Here is an 18,427-nt window from a genome sequence, read left to right as displayed (position 1 = left end):
CTTTTGCGTGCTTTGCCCTTTTCTTAGTTTACTTTGTGTGAAAACCTTAGCCTTTCTTCCTTCTTTTTTTCTCCTTTTTACTTTTTTCTTTTGGCTGAGCCTCTTCCGCAACCGTTACTACTTCAACCGGTTTAGGGAAATAAGGAGCCAGCTCGGCCTTTACATTTTCTCTGAAAGCATTTTTTACCCCTTGCAAAGCAGCTTCTTTGATATCTCCGTCAATCTGGTTTTGCTTTAACAATTTCACAATGGCATCCTCTCCTGGCCAGCTTGCACCCAAATAACGCGCCGCATCGGCTCTTACAGATTCTTTCTGACCTACATCAAGGATTACAGAACGCAAAATGTACACAGATTCGGAACTCCCTGCCGTTTGCAATGACGCCAGCAAAGCCGACTTTTTCGCATCACTTAATGTTCCAAATTTATCCGTAATAAAAGAAACCCCTGCGATATTCAGCAACAACGCACCCGCATCACGCCCAAGCACCCCTTCGGATTTACTGATCGCCATTTGGAACAACCTGTTATTTTCAGATTCCGGCGTATAACGGGTTACCAGTTCAATATAATCTTCTGTCCCGTATGTTTCGTCAAGCAATTTGTTTAAGGCGGATAATCCCTGCTGTGAGTTTGTTACAAAAGATTTGTCCAAATGTAACAGCGCGAGTTTACTTACTTCAATCCTGTCCGAAGATTTCACATCCATCACATGCATCAGCGCCTGCGATTTTTCATAACCGGCGTGAAAGAAGTCAAAAGCACGGAAATAGCGCAGTCTGTTTTTAAAGGTCTCCGACGTATCCGCTGCCAAATCGGTCAGGTAAGGAATCGCCTGTCTCGTTCTGGCCAGCCAGATAATATCTTTTCCTGCGTTTGTTGCACCGGGATTCTTTCCAGCTTTTGCAAGCCAGGCCGGGAAAATACGCTCCCATTGCCCGATCGCACCAATACTTAATGCCTCAACCGACCATCTGTCATTTCCCGGATATTGCTGCGCCAGCTGAAGCCAAACGTCAAGCGCCTCATAGGTGTGGTTATGATTGATGGCTAACGCACACTCGCGTCGTACCTGCGGATTAGGGTCCGAAGTTAACCGTTTGATATATTCTGTCGGGTCGCTGTTTCGCTGACGAACGGCCCTGAGCGTCGTAATACGTAAATTCGGATTCAATTCTCTGAAACCGACATCGAGATTTCTGTGGTTAAATCCTTCAATTTTATTCAAAACCCAAAGTGCACGCGCCCTTAATTTAGGGTTTCCATTGTATAACCTGAATAATTTTTCCAGCTCTGGCTCGGCTGCCCAACCCAGTTTTACACAAGCATTCCAGGCAAGGTAACGTTGGGATAAGTTAGGGCTTTGAAGCGCCTGAACCGCTTCCACCGGATTTGTCAGGTCATAAACCGGAATTTTATAAGGTGTTGCCGGAGGCGCTATACGAAAAATCCTGCCCCGACTTCTGTCTTTCATTTTATGAGAACCGGCAACAGGATCATACCAGTCCGATACAATCAGCGAGCCATCCGGCGCCACGCAAACATCTGTCGGACGGAACCATTTATCCCTTGTACCTTCGACAACCGGGTTAATACCAACCGATTTAAATCCCGCTCCATCCGGCTGAACCGGATAAGAAGTGACGGCATTTTGCCCGGCATCGGCCAGAATAACCTGATCCCAGAATTTGCGCGGCAATAAATCTCCTTCATAAACGACCATGCCCATTGGCAGTCCCGAACCTGTTTCCAGTAAATTAGGCACAACACCCGGATCGTTCTGATGCCAGTGACGGCGCGGAATTTCATCTTCCAGATTGGTATGATTGATACGCCAGCTCGCTCCGCTCATCTCATCGATATAACCGAAGTTCCCATTTTCCATGACATAACTCACACGATCGGCGCCATTTCCAGGTTCTTCCTGATCGGATTGCCACATCGTTCCATAACTATCAACGGCTACTTCAAAACCGTTATGGAAGTTTTCCGCGAGAATTTCTACATTACGAAATTCCTGATCTACCCTAAAAACGACTCCCTGGCGGTATTGACGGAAATTGATCGGCCTTTCATATTTATCCAGCAATGGTCGGTCTTGTCCGTCCACCAGCTGCTTTCCTGCATTGCCATAGTTAAAATAAAATTTCCCGTCAGGACCAAAAACAAAAGCGTGAACACCCGCATCCTGCTGCGTTCCACCGATTCCCTTGAAAAGTACTTCTTTTTTATCGGCCTTGTCGTCTCCGTCGGTATCGGTGAAAAGCCATACATAGGGACTTTGTGAAACAATTGCCTTGTTGCCCATCACCCATATCCCAAGCGGAGCGTTTAACTCCGGCCCCTGATAAAAAACTTTGGTAACATCCGCTTTCCCGTCGCCGGTGGTATCTTCCAGAATAACTATCCGGTCACCGACATTAAGCTCCGATTTTCCGTTTACCGCCGGACGATAATTGTAGGATTCGCAAACCCAGACACGGCCGCGGTGATCCACGTCGATATTGATCGGGTTTGTGATCAGCGGTTCTGAGGCAAACAGCGTTGCTTCCAGGCCATCGGCTGTTTTTAAACCGGCCACGGCATTTCTGGAAAATCTCTTTTCAGATTCTGAAAGTGAGGCATACAAACTGTCAGGATGTACTACAATCAGAGAATCAACCACTTGACACATACCACTTACAACAAAAAAGCAAAGATTTGTGGCAACCAGAAATGCGGACTTAATGTAATTTAATTGTTTCAAAACTTAATTCAATGGAGCAAATAACTATTGGACGACCTCAAAATTACCAGTTCTTTTTCAGATTAACGAAACAAAATCAGAGTTTTAAGTCACCGACATAAATAAAAAAACAGCCAGTTAAAACAAAAGTGTTTCAACTGGCTGCAATCGGAGCCTAAACTGAAAATTAAAAAATTATTTTTTCTTCAGACTGCTCATATATTCAACAAGATTTACCAATTCATCGGTGCTCATCGCATCCTGAAGACCAGCCGGCATCATGGAGTCAGCCATTTGTTTGATGGACTTAACCTGCGACATTTTATATTCCTGCGTCACACCGCCCGGCAATTTCATGATCAGATCCGTTTCTGTTTTGCTGGAAATAATACCAGAAACCGAAGAACCGTCTTTTAGCGTAACTTCAAAACCTTCATACCCAAAACCGATACCGGCACTTGGTTCGAATATCGCAGCGTAAAGCGCCTCCTTAGGCAGCTTGCTTCCGATCTCTGAAAGTTTAGGCCCAAAATCAATTCCCTGTCCGTTAACCTGGTGGCAAACGGTGCAATACATCCCGAAAATTTCTTTTCCTTTCGCAACATTGCCGCTCATACCAACCAACGTTTTCAGGTCAGGATGTTTTTTGGCAACCGTTCCGGAGCCTTCCAGATATTTGGCAGCTTCCATTTTTACCGATTTACGCCACGCGCCACTTAATCCCTGAACCGCAGCCGTTTTCAACTCGCCTGTTATTTTACCTTCTTTCAACAATACCAGCACAAGATCTTCTCCGCTCATGGTACCGCCCAAAGAACGGGTTGCCTCCACACGCAGGTCAATGGGTTGTTTGGCATCCAAAGCAACTGTTTTCAAAATATCCAGCGACTGTTTGCTACCCACACCTTTAATGGAAGTCAGCGCAGATGCCGCTTTTTGCGCATTCTTTCCTTTGATTGTTGCCCAAAGCAACGGCGCACCGTTTTGTTTTAAAAGCTGCTGACCAGCACTGCGACTAATATTCGATGGCGCCTTGCCCGTGGCCAGCTGCAACAAACGACTGTTTTCAGAAGGAATTTCATAGCGTGAAACCAGTTCCATATAAGTGGCTGTGCCATAGGTTGCATCCAGCAATTTTTTCAAAGACGTCATCGCCTCAGGCGACTGTTTCACAAAAGCCGGGTCCAGGTGACGAAGAGCCAGCTCATTGATTTCGTTTTGATTCTGTGCTTTTCCCTTCATGATTTTCAACAGTGCGGTCGATTTTTCTTTCGCGCCCGGGTTAAAATCGAAGGCACGGAAATATCTCAAACGACTTTTCAGATCAACGCCGGGATCACTTGCCAGGGAAGCCAGCAGGTTCACAGACTCCTTACTTCTTGAACGCCAGACAATATCTTTTCCGGCATTGGTCGCAATCGGATCAGCACCGGCTTTGGCAACCCAGGCTTTAAAAAATGAATCCCACTGACCTTCCGCACCAATACCCAGGGCTTCAAGATACCAGCGATCTTTGCCATCATATTGCTGTGCAAGCTGCGCCCACAGCTCCGGAGCATCGGCAGAAACCGTTCCGTGAAGCCCCAAAGCACATTCACGACGAACCTGCACATCCGAATCATTGACCAGTAATTTCAGGTATTTTGTCAAATCAGCATTTCTCTTTTCACGAACGACACGAAGCGCCGTGATACGAATATCCGCATTGGCATCACGGAAAGCAGATTCCAGCTCTTCCGTACCCACTTTGTCCAGCGTTGCGATGGCCCATAATGCACGGGCACGCATCCGTGGATTTTCCTTGCTTGCAAAAAGTGTTTTAAGCTCGGGAAGCGCTTTACTGCCCATTTTCACCAAAGCATCCCATGCCAGGTAACGTACCGAAAGATTCGGACTTTGGAGCGCCTGAACAGCGCCGACAGCCGTTGTATAATCTGCTTTGGTAATGCGATAAGGCGTATTTTCGGGTGCCAGACGATACAAACGGCCTTTGTTCTGATCACCCGCCTGGTGCCCGCCAACGCCCGGATCATACCAGTCTGAGACGATCAGAGAACCATCTGGCGCGACACAAACATCGGACGGACGGAACCACTGGTCACGTTTCCCTTCCAATACATTAACGATTTTAGCAGCATAACCAGCACCTGCCTTTTGAACAGGGTACGAACGCACTACATTGGGTCCGGCATCGCAATGTATCATCTGATCCCAAAACACTTTTGGCAATAAGCGTCCTTCGTACACAATTAACCCCGTAGGAGAACCTGCCCCGGTTTGCAAAAGATTTGGCACGACGCCCGGATCATTCAAATGCCAGTGACGGAAAGGAATGGAATCTTCAATATTCGTGCGGTTTGCACGCCAGCCAGCTCCCGTGATTTCATCCGTATAACCGTAATTTCCATACGGCATGACGTAATTGATACGCACACCTTTGTTGCCATCATCATCATTGTCCGACTGCCACATCGTTCCATAACTGTCGACAGCTACTTCATAGTTATTCCTGAAATTATTTCCCAGAACTTCAATATTTTTAAAATCCGGATCACAGCGAAAAACCATCCCCTGCTTGTATTTTTTGAAATCAATGGCTTTACCATCAAGGCCTGTTACCGGATTTCCCTTGCCATCCAGTAAATGTCCGCCCTCATTACCAAAGTTGAAATAAAGTTTTCCATCAGGACCGAACACAAAAGCGTGCATCCCGTGGTCGTGCTGGGTGCCACCAACGCCTTCGAAAATAACTTCTTTTTTATCCGCCTTTCCGTCTCCGTCCGCATCGGTAAACAACCATACATAAGGACTCTGCGAAACAATCACTTTATTGCCCATCACCCAGATGCCCAGCGGCGAATTCAGTTCTTCACCCTGATAAAAAACAGTGGTTTTATCTGACTTCCCATCGGCGTTGGTATCTTCCAGAATCAGGATCCGGTCACCCTCCTTGTGTGTCGGATTGCCGTTGATGGCCGGTCGATAGTTATACGCTTCGCAAACCCATACCCGACCAAGATGGTCCACATCAATATTAGTCGGATTGGTTAATGTCGGCTCCGAGGCAAAAAGCGTGGCTTCCAGCCCGTTCGCCACATTTAAGCCTGCTACGGCATATTTCGGAGAACGTTTTTGCTCCGTACTCAGATTCTCATACAAGCTATCCAGGCCCGGGCTTTGTACCGTACTGGGGTTGGTCCGCATGTAAGAAGCTGCCAGAACGCCCAATGCAAGCATACCGGATGCTGATAGCGTAAGCGGTTTTTTGAAATTCATCGGTGTATAATTAAATCAGTTGCTTTCCTCGGTTAATAATCGTTTCAAACAGAATTTATAGGATTCTTTTAGTAAAGATTGCTAAATTTAGATCATAAGAAACTAGCCACATATCATTTACTACCATGAACAGGATTTTTTTTCATGCGGCCGCTATCTGCGTCGCTTTTCAGGCACACGCACAAACGGTGATCCCGGCTGCCGATATTCAGATAAAAACCGCTTCACTAGCTGCACCGATCGATAAACAGGCAAGGGCAAAAGTGTATGGATATGCCGCTGACGGCACATTTAAAGTACTCAGAGCAGGTTCGAATGATTTTGTCTGCATTGCCGACGACCCCAAAAAAGAAGCTATAAACGTTTCTTGCTATCATGCAGATCTGGAACCTTTTATGGAGAGAGGACGCGTACTGACCAAAGAAGGTAAAAATCAAAAGGAGATATTTGATATCAGGGAAAAAGAAGTAAAATCCGGAAAGCTGAAAATGCCTAAACAACCATCGACACTGTATTCTTTTTCGGGATCAACGGAAAACTATGATGGTAACACAGGCGAAGTAAAAGATGGTTATTTGCGCTATGTCGTTTATATTCCTTTTGCCACGGCCGAGAGCACGGGTTTACCACTTAAACCAGACGTTCCTGGGATGCCCTGGATCATGGATCCGGGAACACACCGTGCACATATCATGATCAATCCCGCAAAAAAATAATGGGCAAATAATTTTATTACACTATTTTTTCCACAGAAAAAGCCAGGGGCTTGTCCGCAAACAACGCCTTTGTCTTTTTCCAGACCAGGCCAAAAAATTCGGTGCGCCTGTATGCGTTCAGATATTCTTCCGTTTCCCAATGACTGTGGGTGATCAAAACATTGGGATTGTCCAAATCTCTCCAAAGTTCGAGATGCAGACAACCCGGCATTTGTTTGATACCATGCTGACATTTTTCAAAAATACTTTGAAACTCACTTATCTTTTCCGGCAAAAAGGTCATTCTTACTATTCGTATGATCACGGCAACACGCTTTATATTGGCAACTTAGTAAAATCCAAAAAATAAATCCAAACCGTGTGTTAACAAATCCCGCATCCAGTACAGCTATTTATTAGAATATGTCAAACAGGCTTAAAAATAAAACTTCATGGAGAGCTGATTCTGAAAGACTTGATTTATACCGAGCTACTCATTAGTATAAAATAATAACTTAATTTGTTTAACTCTTTTTCTCTCGTTCGCCTTTACGGAATAAAAAATATTTATATTATACTAAAAAAAATTATTGATCTGGTCTCAAAACAGGTTGTCAAAATTAAACTGCATCCTCTTCTTAAATTTAAAAGTTCAGTATTGGTAATACGGTTTAAGCAATCCGAGGGTAAAGATCCGCATTGTTCGTCTTTTTGAAAGAAAGATCCTTAATCTATGAAAAAAACAAATTCGATTATAATGTCTGCTGGCCTTACGTTATTATCATTACAATCTATGGCACAAAATGAAGTCATATCGCTATGGCCCAATGGAAAAGTCCCAAATAATAAAACGAATACCGTAGAAAAAAAATCAGTTACCGCTGCGGATGGTATTTTAAGGATCAGCGGCGTAACCGTGCCTACCATGGCAGCCTATATCGCGCCAAAAGAAAAAGCGACAGGAGCCGCCGTGATGATTTGTCCGGGCGGCGGATACGGCATTCTGGCCGCTTCACATGAAGGAAGCGACCTTGCCAGGTGGTTTAACGAGCGTGGTATTTCTGCTTTTGTTTTAAAATACCGGCTTCCCGACGTGAAAGCCATGGAACATCAGCACGAAGCACCGCTTATGGACGCGATGCAGGGCATGAAACTGATTCGGCAGGGGGCAAAAAAGTGGAACATCCATGTGGATAAAATAGGTGTTATGGGATTTTCAGCAGGCGGACATTTGGCTGCAACGCTTTCCACACACTACAATTTGGGTACCAAAGCTTCCGAAGAGTCCAAACCTAACTTTTCAATTTTGATGTATCCGGTTATCTCGTTTATGCCTGAGCTGGCACATAGCGGTTCGAGAGACAATTTGCTGGGCCCTGATAAATCAGAAGAACTGATCAAATATTATTCCAACGAATTGCAGGTGAGTGAAAAAACGCCCCCTGCGTTCCTTGTACACGCTATGGATGACGGCGGCGTTCCGGTGGAAAACAGTATTGCGTATTATCTTGCTTTGAAAAAATTAAAGATCCCCGCAGAAATGCACCTTTACCCAAAAGGCGGCCATGGTTATGCCATGCGTACCGAAGGAAAAGGATCGTTGGTTAACTGGCCCGCCGCGATGGAAGGCTGGCTAAAAGCCAACGGATGGATGAAATAAAATCAGGGTTGCGGATCCGATGAAAAGGGTCCGCAACCCTGATTATTTAGTTTAAGGCCACCAAACGGCGCCCGGCTATTTCTGCAATTTCGGTGGTCGACAAGCTGATGTTTTTGACAATCCGTTCGTCTCCGTTCGTAATTTCAATTTTATATTCTCCGTCATTAATTTCTGAAAAATCGAATTTTTGGCCTACTTTTCTAAGCCCCTTACCGATGTATTCCTGGTGCAGCACTCTACCTCTGGCATCCATAAGTTTCAAATGCAACCCAACACCTTTATCCTTTTCGAGTAACAGATTCATGACAAGTGAATTTTTTACCCGATACATCCCCACACGGAAGGATTCGTCGTATTTTTCAGCTGGTGAATTTTGTAATTGTTCTGCTGAAACAAAATTGCTCAGCAACAAGCCGCAGAAAGCAGCAATGAAGGTTTTCTGTAAGTTTTTCATGACCTTGAAGATTTTATTGGCTAATAACTTTCACCAATGATACCTTCATTAAACCTCATGTTGCACCGGTTTTATGAGCGGTAAAAAATGTGGGTTGAGTGGTTCTTGAATTAAAGCGCAAAGAACCATTGTTGATTCTATTGTCAACAATCAAGACTCACTATTTCTTCGTTGATTTCGTTATCTTTGATATAAGTTGTAATGCTGCTATACCACTTAGAAAACAATCGCTATGGCTATGGCTTTAACATATCATATCAGGGTAAAAAAAGAGTATGCGACTTCCGTCATTGAAGATTTGCAGAAAATGGAAGCTATTGAGATTTTAACCAATAATGAAGAAGCTGAAATCCCTCAGTGGCACATGGATTTGGTTAACCAACGTATAGAAAAGTATAAAGATAATTCAGCGTTATTAATTGAGGAAGATCCCGCTTTTAAAATATTAGGTGCTGAATAATGTCTCCCTCATACCACCTTCGGTTTACTCCTGAATCATTGCAGGACATAATCGATGCCGCTGACTATTACGAATATCACAGCAAAGGATTAGGACAAAAATTCAAATCCGAGATTAAGAGAAAGCTTATTTTAATTAAAAAATCTCCCTTTTTATACGCCTTGCGATATCACGATGTAAGAATAGCGTTGACAGAAATCTTCCCGTATTCCATACATTTTTCAATTTATGAGAATATCCAGACGGTTCAGATACATGCTATCAATACCGAAAACCTTCCGAATTTTGAAACTGGCGTCAGCCTATCATCCACCAATCGCAATCATCCTGCGATTCTGTTCATAATCTTCTCTCGCATTCTTCTCGGAAAAGTCGATATGCCCGCCGTGTGCGAAATGTTTTTTCTGAAAATGCGTGTAAATCAATGACCGAATATCTTCGCCGCGTCTCATCGGTGTGAGCAGGTCAATCTCCGTTGTATCAAAAAGACAGTTTTTGAGCTTTCCATCCGCGGTCAAACGGATACGGTTGCAGCCGGCACAAAAAGGATGGGTTACCGTGCCAATAATCCCGAATGTTCCCTTTCCCCCGTTTACCTTAAAATTATGGGCGGTATCCTGCAATTCACCTTCAATTTGCTCGAAATCGAATTGCGTGCTAATATCAGCCAGCAGCTCATTGTAAGAGACAATTTTCGACATGTCCCATTTATTACCATTAAACGGCATAAATTCGATAAAACGGACATGCAGATCAGGTTCATCAAGCGTTAATCGTACAAAATCATTTACTTCGCTGTCATTAACGCCCCGCATAACAACCATGTTGATTTTCACCACAAAACCTTCTGAAATCAGCAAACGAATACTTTCCAGTGTTTTTCCGAAATGGTCTCTTTTGGTAATATTTTTAAAGGACTGCTCATTCAGCGTATCCAGACTGACGTTTAGGGAGCGAACGCCCGCAGTTTTCAGGTCGCCGATAAACTGATCAACAAAAACTGCGTTGGTCGTCAAAGTCAGCGCGGTTGGTAAAGTGCCCAGGTCACGGATAATTTGCCCCGCATCTTTCCTGATCAATGGCTCCCCGCCCGTTAAGCGTATTTTCTCAACACCCATATCGACAAAAATCCCGGCAAGCGTCTGGATTTCATCTGCCTGCATCAGCCATTTGGACGGCATAAACTGCATATCTTCCTGCGGCATACAATAGGTACAACGAAGGTTACACTTATCCGTGAGGGAGATCCTCAGATAAGTATGTTTTCGACCGAATGTATCCAGAATAGGTTGAGGCATTTTATTTGTCAATGTTATTAATCATGTTTCCCACCCTCTATAACACTAAAAACGTGCAAGACGTGCGGAAATAAAGCGTCTATGTATTCAGTAACGCCGCCAGTGCTGCCAGGCATTGTCAAAACCAAAGTATTACCAATCAATCCGGAAACTGATCTTGATAACATGGATGTAGGCATACGTTCCTGTCCGTACTGTCTCGCCGTTTCAGAAATCCCAGGAATCTCGCGGTCAATAAGTTCACTGACAGCCTCAGGAGTAACATCTCTCGTCGACAATCCGGTTCCGCCGGTGATTACAATCAGCTGATAATCCAGATCACAAAGACTTCGTATTTTTTCCTGAATAATGAATTTGCTATCGGGAATGATGCTGTAATCACTAACGCTAATGGCCAGTGTATCAAATTTTCCTATGATTTTTTTTCCGGATTTATCTTCTCCGATACCTTTTGAAATACTGTCGGAGCATACAATAACGGCGGTTTTCAGATTTTCCGGAATGGCTTTCTTGTCACTCTTTCCGCCGCGTTTTTCAAGCAGCTTTATATTCCTGATCTCCACACCTTTGTCAATCGGCTTCAACATATCGTACAGCGTAAGCGCCACCACCGAAGCGCCGTGCATCGCCTCCACTTCAACGCCGGTTTTGTAAATTGTCTTGACCGTCAGCTCAATAACAATGGTCAGATCCTCAATACGATAAGCAACGGCCGTATATTCTATGGGAATCGGGTGACAATCCGGTAACAAATCAGGCGTTTTCTTGACCGCCAGTAATCCCGCCGCTTTTGCCATTTCAAAAACATCACCTTTGGGCACCAGCTTGTTTTGAATCGCATGAATGGTCTCAGGCCTACTCACCACAACAACAGCCTGCGCAGTAGCAATTCGTAACGTATTAGTCTTATGCGTAATATCAACCATCAGAAAGAAAACAATGAAAAATAAAAATTAAGGCAAAATGATCTTTACATCTGAAATAAGGAGCGGTTAGCGATATGAGATTAGCTTAGTAAACGAATGATAAATAGCTTATTATAAAAATCAATAATATGGACTAATTTTTCACTACTACTTAACTCACTTATTCTCTTTCCAGACATACTCCCCGGCCGGTCCCATCAATTCCTTGCCAAAAATAGGCACCTTTGTTTTTATTTCGTCAACAATATATTCAGAAGCCTCAAAAGCAGCACGGCGATGGACGGAAGAAACAAAAACAAAAAGGCTGATCTCGCCCGTTGGCACCAATCCAAGACTATGATAAATATGCATACAGGTAAGGTCAAACTTTGAAAAAGCATCCTCCCTTATCGCATGGAACGCCTGTTCAGCCATTTCCTCATAAGCCGAGTATTCAATGCCGGTCACAAAACCTTCCTCCTTTTCATCCGCACGAATTTGTCCCAGAAAAATCGCATGCGCACCGATATTCACCTTGGACTGGTGCCTGGCGATAGAATCGGCAACAAACTGCGGACTGATCGGTCCTTGTACAAATACTTTTTTTGGTTTATGAATTTTATCCATGATCACTTTTGAACGGAACCAATAACAATGGTCCAAATTTTAGATTTAATCTCAGTTTAATCAATTAAGTAACTTATTTAACCCCTAAGACATCCGAGGATTAACCTCAGATTATCGAACGGAAACTGAAATAATCTCAGTCATCCCGGGTGGGCACAAATTATCCTCCCGCAAAAGGCGGTAATAAAGCGACTTCGGATTGGAATGAAATTTTCGTTCCGTCATCCCCTATTTGCTGATTTACAGCCACTTTGAATTTTTTATCACGTATTAAAGGATATTTATCCCCAATTTCCTGTTTTAAGTCACCAACAGTTAAACCGTCTTTGAGTAGCCAGGTTTCGCTGGCAAGACCCGTAATTTCGGCCAGCATTCCAAAATATAGAATATTGATAGTCATTTCCATGGGTAATTTTTCAAATCGGCAGCAAATGAACCTCGACCAAATCTCCAGCCTGCACGGTTTGCTGCGTCACAGGCAAATAAATTAATGCGTTGGCAACTGCAAAAGAACGGAGTGCAAATGATTCCTGTCCTTCCAGCGATGTTACCTTTCCATCTGAAACAAATGCTCTTAAAAATTCATCTCTTTCTCCGTTAAAAGAATAATTGTGCGAAACAGGCAATGCGAATGACTGTAAAAAACAATCTTTTCTACCCGACATCAGCCTTAAAGCCGGCAGCACATATTCGTAATAACACACAAGTGACGATGCCGGGTTTCCTGGCAGAGCATAAAAGTTTGTCGTTTCATTTTTGGCAAAAAGCAAAGGTTTCCCCGGCTTCTGCCGGATTTTATAAAATATGGTCTCCGCTCCTATCGCTTCCAAGGCCTTTCCTACATAATCATAATCCCCCACTGAAACGCCGCCAGTCGCCATGACAACATCATTACTTTCTGCTAAGTTTTCCAAACCACTGATCGTGGATGACAAATCATCTGCGGCATAATGTATTTCAACATCAAAAATACCTTCCTGCTTTAATACCGCTACCAACATGGCCGAATTGGATTCGTAGACCTGTCCATGTGCCAGGGTTTCCCCCGTCTTGACCAATTCATCGCCGGTCACGAGAATGCCTATCTTTGGTTTGCGATATACCTCGACCTCTTCAATATCCAATCCGGTCAAAAAGCCAACAGTCCCTCCTGAAACATACGCCCCCACAGGCAGGGCAATATCGCCTTGCCTGATCTGCTGTCCGATATTTCTAAGATTCCTATTTTCTGTGACGGGATATTCTTTTATCGTTACAGATCCATTTTCGACCGAAGTATTTTCCTGCATAATGACTGCCGTTGCTCCATCTGGCACCGGAGCGCCTGTGAAAATACGTATAGCAGTTCCTGGTTTCAAAACAAGTTTTTCCGCCTTTCCTGCTTTTGATTCCCCCACAACGGGCAATGTCACATTTTCTTCTGTGATATCTTCATGAAAAACAGCGTAACCATCCATCGATGATTGTCTGAAAGAAGGTAGCGAAAAGCCTGCCAGTACATCGCGGGCCAATACATAACCCGTCGCCTCCGACACGGCACGATTTTCCGAAATCAATACGGTTGTGTTACCAACTATTCTCCTTTTTGCTTCTTCAACTGTGACCATTGTGAATTTTTGCTGTCTGACTATGCAAGTTACTATTTATAAGCCGAACGGAATGCATCTTTTTACGCTGAAATATACGACCAGATAATCAGACATTTAGCCCGTTACTGACTGGTCATTTGAACAAATTTCAATTAAAAAGCACCGGATTTACCGGTTGATAAAAACCAGTAAATAAAAAATAAAAAAATATCCCCTATGAAAATTCCAATTTGAACTTTCAAAAATTCAGTTTGTATCCAAAAGTGATTTCCAATGATTATTCTATAAAATAGCGTTCTGACGATTAGAAAGCAATTGTCACCGGTAAAAACTACGAAATTTTCACATCTTAAATTAGTTCAAAAACAAAATTACACAATTACCTGCAAATCAACTTTTTACAGTAAAATGAAATTTTATTAATTCAATAGCGTTATCTTTGCTCCCCGGGAAACCGGATAAAATTATGTCGAACGAAATAAAACATGGATGATTAGACTAATCTTTATTGCCTTCTCAATTGCATCAATGGGTATTTTTTCACTTAGCAACTTGAAGGTAGAAAAGGAGGAATTGAAGACTGAACTAACAATCAACTCAAACCTTCTTGCCATTAATTTTTGTGGCGAAAAGGTGCCCCTAACGGAGATGCGCATTGCCGAGCGGTACCAGAAAATGATCAGGAATTACGATACCAATTCTTTCCGTAAACTGATGACGAGCGCAGAAAAAAGGATGAAAATTATAGAGCCCATCCTGACAAAGTACGGAGTTCCCTCCGACTTTAAATATATTCCAATAATAGAAAGTGCCATGAATCACGATGCCACTTCTCACAAAGGGGCAGGTGGATACTGGCAATTTATGCCTGCAACGGCCAAATCACTTGGCTTAACCGTAAACGGAACCGTTGATGATCGTAAACATCTTGTTAAATCCACCCATGCAGCTGGTAAGTATCTGAAAGAACTTCACCGCCAGCTTGGTTCCTGGACACTTGTAGCAGCTGCCTACAATGCGGGACCACAGCACATCCAGAACCGAATGAACGCACAAAATAAAGACGACTATTTTAAGCTTCGGTTAAACGCAGAAACTACTCAATACATTTATAAAATACTTGCAGTAAAAGAATGGTTTTCCAATCCTGAAAGAAGCCGCGAATGGGGCAGCGGGGACGTATTGGAAAAAATGGTTCAGATCCGGGAAGAGAAAAAAATTTCCGAATTAAAAAGCGATTCTAAACAATTCGCAAGCGCCGCAACCGATTCTTAATTTCTTTGGTTATATTATTGTTACGATGCAAGGAAACGGCTGCAATATGCTTTTCTTTGCATTTGTTATGATACACAAGCGGTACTAACAACCCGTAAATTCCATATTTTTTATCCAAATATCGTTTTATTAACATGATAAAGGCAGAAATGATCACCGATAAGGGTACTATGCTGATTGAGCTTTATGACCAGGATACGCCTATTGCAGTGAAAAACTTTGTAGAGCTTTCTAAAAAAGGATTTTATGACGGACTTACATTCCACCGTGTAATTCCTGATTTTATGATTCAGGGCGGATGTCCAGAAGGAACAGGACGCGGAGGTCCGGGTTATAAAATCAAATGTGAGGTTAGTGCTGGAAAACAATACCACGACCGTGGTGTTTTGTCAATGGCCCATGCAGGACGTGACACCGGTGGTTCTCAGTTCTTTATTTGCCACAGCCGTAACAATACCGCTCACCTTGACGGAAACCACACTTGCTTTGGTAAAGTACTTGAAGGTGTTGATACAGTTGATTTAATACGTCAGGGAGACAAAATCCAGAAGATCACCATTATCGAAGAAGAAGTAGCCTAAGCAGTTAGTATTTCTCTAGTAAACAAGAACGGCCTGGAAATTCCAGGCCGTTCTTGTTTATGCTGTATCCGATATCTACCAGAAAGTATTGTAAAGAATAGCAATAATCGACAGCACTACTATTGCCCCGATTACAAAACTCTTATGCGGCATAAACATGGAAACATCAATCTGTAATCCCTTTTTCTCGTCAGGAAGGACAAAACCCAGGATAAACATGACCACAACGCAAATCAGGAACACCAAGCCCATACGGTCCAGGAAAGGAACCTGCGTCCAGTCTGCACCGGGAAGGTAATTGTTGTGCATCGCCAGCGCAATTAAAAATCCACCAACGATGGCAAACAACGCGCCCGCCGAGTTTGTTCTTTTCCAGAAAAAACCCATGATGAAGGCAGCAAAAATACCGGGCGACAACAATCCGGTCATTTCCTGAATAAACTGAAAGCCTCCTTTTTTATCAATTCCCATATAAGGAGAAACAACAATGGCCAGTACCATCGCAACGACAACAACCCAGCGACCGATCAAAACGAGTTTTTTCTCGTCAGCATCTTTGCCGATGTAATTTTTGAAAATATCCAGTGTAAAAATAGTAGAAATACTGTTGGCCTTTCCTGCCAGGGAAGCCACTACTGCCGCTGTTAGGGCTGCAAAAGATAAACCCTTAAGACCGGTTGGCAATAAATTCAGCAGTACAGGATACGCTTTATCAGGATTAATAAGTCCGTCAGAACCTAACATTTCGGCCTGAAACAGCCCTTTGCTATACAACGCATAAGCAGCAATACCCGGCAATACCACGATCACCGGCATCAGTAATTTAAGACCGGCTGCAAACAAAATACCGTTACGGGCCGTTTTCAAATCTGCACCCAAAGCACGCTGGGTGATGTATTGATTACATCCCCAATAGTTCAAATTCACGATCCACATACCACCTAACAATACCGTTAACCCGGGAAGCTGCATGTAAAACGGACTGCTTTTAGGGAAAATCATGTGAAAATGATCGTCATGGTTTTCACGCATCATTTTCATACCGGTTAGCAAACCATCAATTCCTGTTTCACCTGAAACAAGGTTAACAGCCAGATAGGTCGTTGCCAAACCACCAATAACGAGAAAGAAAACCTGGATAACGTCTGTATAACCAATTACCTTCATGCCCCCTACCGTAATAATGATCGCAAAAACAGCCAGCGCGATCATACAGAAGGTAAAATCAAGGCCGGAAATACCGGATACCGCCAGTGCACCAAGATAAAGAATGGATGTAAGGTTAACCAGGATATACAAGGCCAGCCAGAAAATTGCCATAATTAAGCTCACCGTTGGGTTATAACGCTGACTTAAAAACTGCGGCATGGTGTAAATTTTATTTTTAAGATAGATTGGCATGAAGAAAACCGCCACAATAATCAGCGTCGCGGCCGCCATCCATTCATAGGTTGAAATCCCTAAACCCATCGAAAAACCATTACCGGACATCCCGATAAATTGTTCGGCTGAAATATTTGAGGCGATCAAAGATGCACCAATTGCCCACCAGGTAAGCGATCCCTCAGCAAGGAAAAAGTCTTTTGTAGATTCTGTGCCAGTTTTTTTCCGTTGGTAAATCCAGTAACCGTAGCCCGAGACTACGATAAAGTAAAAGAAGAATACTATGTAATCCAGGGTTTGTAACTGTTGCATTTCAAATATTAAAAATTAGATGAATGGATAAGCGATTTCTACTCAAACCGAAAGGTACACTATTTTCAGAAAATAGTGCAAGTAGAAAATACATGCAGGGCCCTATCTGCCGCCTTTATTTTCCAACTTGTGCTAAAACGGCTAAACAAGGAGATTATCGCAGCACTTTACCCACCGATTTTCTCCAAATCCTGAACACGAAGCAAATTTGCAGGCACTTCGACTTCATTTCTCTCCCGTGCCTCTTTTTCAATTTCCAAATAACGCGCATCAAAAGACTGTCCATTTCTCATTTCTGAAAGTAATTTCGAAAGCCCCTCTCCGCCGACAAAGGCAAGCCAGTAAGAAACTTCCATCCCCGAAGTCATATACGCAAGCATCACCTGTTTTTGATTTCCTGAGAAAAAACCTTTTACTGAAGAAATATTTTCCAGTTCAAGAATATTTTGTCCGCCTCCCGTCTGATAAAGCCATTCATCTGTATAGTCCAGATAACGTCCGATGGGATCCGGATTACTTACAAAACGTCGGTCCAGCATGAGTGCAATGCCTTCATTAAACCATTGCGGAATTTCTGTCGTCGTTTTCCACCAACCCAGTCGCCTGAAAAGTTCAACATGACTCATTTCATGGCTGATCACATCCACATTTAAGCCCTGGACATTTAAAATCACGAAAGATTGCCCCCAGGGCGTACCTAGGCTGCACCCCGCACCTTCCGTGCTTTGGCAATATTTTTCATATTCCTGTGGCGTGCCGCACAAGATCACCTTTGGATTGGCCTGTTTTCCAGACCAGAATGAATCAACCCTTGCTTCCGCCTTTTTGATTACTTTAATAATATTTACGCGCTGCCTGGCGTCCAAATCAGGACTTGCATAAATATTTGTCCTGATTTTCTCAAAATTTGAGAAATCAATCACCTGACAATAGAAAATCTGAGGATAGAGAAAAAAATAACCCGGAATAATAAAAACCAACCCGACCAAAAGAAATTTACCGAAAGCGGTAATGCGGGATTTTGTCAATGGGTTGATTTTCCGGTGAGGCACGCTGATACAATGATTTAAGAGGCTGTCTCAAAAGGGCAGTCTCTTTTTTTGCGTATATAGTGTTGTTTATTTTTTCAGAATTGATTATCTTTAGTTATAAGCAAATCAGGAAAAATGGGCCGCAGACAACCTACT

16 protein-coding genes and 1 pseudogene are annotated in these 18,427 nt (G+C 43.2%); 5 read left to right on the top strand and 12 right to left on the bottom strand.

The genetic code is table 11. The features are described from left to right. Window positions 1-46: 46 nt before the first annotated feature. The gene (locus RB622_RS14900) at window positions 47-2,746 is read right to left on the bottom strand and encodes a PVC-type heme-binding CxxCH protein (protein WP_308047363.1); all 2,700 of its coding nucleotides are present in this window, start codon (window positions 2,744-2,746) and stop codon (window positions 47-49) included. 174 nt (window positions 2,747-2,920) lie between these two features. Further along, window positions 2,921-6,001 carry a PVC-type heme-binding CxxCH protein gene (locus RB622_RS14895; protein ID WP_308047362.1) on the bottom strand — a complete coding sequence of 1,027 codons (3,081 nt, stop codon included), beginning with the start codon at window positions 5,999-6,001 and terminating at the stop codon, window positions 2,921-2,923. A gap of 125 nt (window positions 6,002-6,126) precedes the next feature. Here RB622_RS14895 and RB622_RS14890 point away from each other — a divergent pair, with 125 nt between their 5' ends. Beyond that, complete coding sequence (locus tag RB622_RS14890; RefSeq protein ID WP_308047361.1) at window positions 6,127-6,717, top strand: hypothetical protein; 591 nt, start codon at window positions 6,127-6,129, stop codon at window positions 6,715-6,717. A 16-nt stretch (window positions 6,718-6,733) separates the two neighbouring features. Here the strand turns inward: RB622_RS14890 and RB622_RS14885 are convergent, their stop codons facing one another. Then, a complete protein-coding gene (locus RB622_RS14885; RefSeq protein ID WP_308047360.1) occupies window positions 6,734-7,021 on the bottom strand; it encodes an antibiotic biosynthesis monooxygenase family protein in 288 nt (95 codons plus the stop codon). A 468-nt stretch (window positions 7,022-7,489) separates the two neighbouring features. On the opposite strand from RB622_RS14885, the gene RB622_RS14880 reads away from it, so the two are divergent. Next, the gene (locus RB622_RS14880) at window positions 7,490-8,356 is read left to right on the top strand and encodes an alpha/beta hydrolase (RefSeq protein ID WP_308047359.1); all 867 of its coding nucleotides are present in this window, start codon (window positions 7,490-7,492) and stop codon (window positions 8,354-8,356) included. A gap of 46 nt (window positions 8,357-8,402) precedes the next feature. On the opposite strand, the gene RB622_RS14875 is transcribed toward RB622_RS14880, so the two are convergent. Further along, complete coding sequence (locus tag RB622_RS14875) at window positions 8,403-8,810, bottom strand: hypothetical protein (protein ID WP_308047358.1); 408 nt, start codon at window positions 8,808-8,810, stop codon at window positions 8,403-8,405. A gap of 232 nt (window positions 8,811-9,042) precedes the next feature. On the opposite strand from RB622_RS14875, the gene RB622_RS14870 reads away from it, so the two are divergent. Further along, window positions 9,043-9,270, top strand: coding sequence for a hypothetical protein (locus RB622_RS14870; RefSeq protein WP_308047357.1), 228 nt, complete (start codon window positions 9,043-9,045; stop codon window positions 9,268-9,270). Window positions 9,271-9,575: 305 nt separating this feature from the next. Here the strand turns inward: RB622_RS14870 and moaA are convergent, their stop codons facing one another. The 5 genes from moaA to glp all read right to left on the bottom strand — a co-directional run bounded on the left by moaA (window position 9,576) and on the right by glp (window position 13,707). After that, window positions 9,576-10,568 carry a GTP 3',8-cyclase MoaA gene (gene moaA, locus RB622_RS14865; RefSeq protein ID WP_308047356.1) on the bottom strand — a complete coding sequence of 331 codons (993 nt, stop codon included), beginning with the start codon at window positions 10,566-10,568 and terminating at the stop codon, window positions 9,576-9,578. A gap of 17 nt (window positions 10,569-10,585) precedes the next feature. Then, complete coding sequence (gene moaCB / locus RB622_RS14860; protein WP_308047355.1) at window positions 10,586-11,494, bottom strand: bifunctional molybdenum cofactor biosynthesis protein MoaC/MoaB; 909 nt, start codon at window positions 11,492-11,494, stop codon at window positions 10,586-10,588. A 156-nt stretch (window positions 11,495-11,650) separates the two neighbouring features. Beyond that, window positions 11,651-12,100 carry a molybdenum cofactor biosynthesis protein MoaE gene (locus RB622_RS14855; protein ID WP_308047354.1) on the bottom strand — a complete coding sequence of 150 codons (450 nt, stop codon included), beginning with the start codon at window positions 12,098-12,100 and terminating at the stop codon, window positions 11,651-11,653. 160 nt (window positions 12,101-12,260) lie between these two features. Beyond that, the gene (locus RB622_RS14850; RefSeq protein WP_308047353.1) at window positions 12,261-12,500 is read right to left on the bottom strand and encodes a MoaD/ThiS family protein; all 240 of its coding nucleotides are present in this window, start codon (window positions 12,498-12,500) and stop codon (window positions 12,261-12,263) included. Window positions 12,501-12,516: 16 nt separating this feature from the next. Next, window positions 12,517-13,707 (bottom strand): gephyrin-like molybdotransferase Glp, encoded by a 1,191-nt coding sequence (glp, locus tag RB622_RS14845; RefSeq protein ID WP_308047352.1) that lies wholly within the window; start codon window positions 13,705-13,707, stop codon window positions 12,517-12,519. Window positions 13,708-14,178: 471 nt separating this feature from the next. Here glp and RB622_RS14840 point away from each other — a divergent pair, with 471 nt between their 5' ends. Together RB622_RS14840 and RB622_RS14835 are read left to right on the top strand one after the other, a co-directional pair. Further along, window positions 14,179-14,964 carry a lytic transglycosylase domain-containing protein gene (locus RB622_RS14840; RefSeq protein ID WP_308047351.1) on the top strand — a complete coding sequence of 262 codons (786 nt, stop codon included), beginning with the start codon at window positions 14,179-14,181 and terminating at the stop codon, window positions 14,962-14,964. Between the two features lie 134 nt (window positions 14,965-15,098). Further along, window positions 15,099-15,545, top strand: coding sequence for a peptidylprolyl isomerase (locus RB622_RS14835; protein WP_308047350.1), 447 nt, complete (start codon window positions 15,099-15,101; stop codon window positions 15,543-15,545). A 190-nt stretch (window positions 15,546-15,735) separates the two neighbouring features. Here RB622_RS14835 and RB622_RS30335 read toward each other — a convergent pair whose 3' ends face one another. The 3 genes and pseudogenes from RB622_RS30335 to RB622_RS14825 all read right to left on the bottom strand — a co-directional run bounded on the left by RB622_RS30335 (window position 15,736) and on the right by RB622_RS14825 (window position 18,292). Further along, window positions 15,736-15,966, bottom strand: a complete 231-nt coding sequence (locus RB622_RS30335; protein WP_409021501.1) for a hypothetical protein — start codon at window positions 15,964-15,966, stop codon at window positions 15,736-15,738. Then, window positions 15,885-17,240: pseudogene (locus tag RB622_RS14830) on the bottom strand (sodium:solute symporter family transporter); the annotation flags it as partial. The pseudogene RB622_RS14830 and the gene RB622_RS30335, both read right to left, overlap by 82 nt. Window positions 17,241-17,407: 167 nt before the next feature. Then, complete coding sequence (locus RB622_RS14825; protein WP_308047348.1) at window positions 17,408-18,292, bottom strand: hypothetical protein; 885 nt, start codon at window positions 18,290-18,292, stop codon at window positions 17,408-17,410. Between the last annotated feature and the right edge of the window lie 135 nt (window positions 18,293-18,427).

Source organism: Dyadobacter sp. LHD-138, from assembly GCF_030929615.1.
Taxonomy (GTDB): domain Bacteria; phylum Bacteroidota; class Bacteroidia; order Cytophagales; family Spirosomataceae; genus Dyadobacter.
Note: the sequence above shows the minus strand (reverse complement) of the source record. Positions and strands in the feature narration are given on the sequence as shown.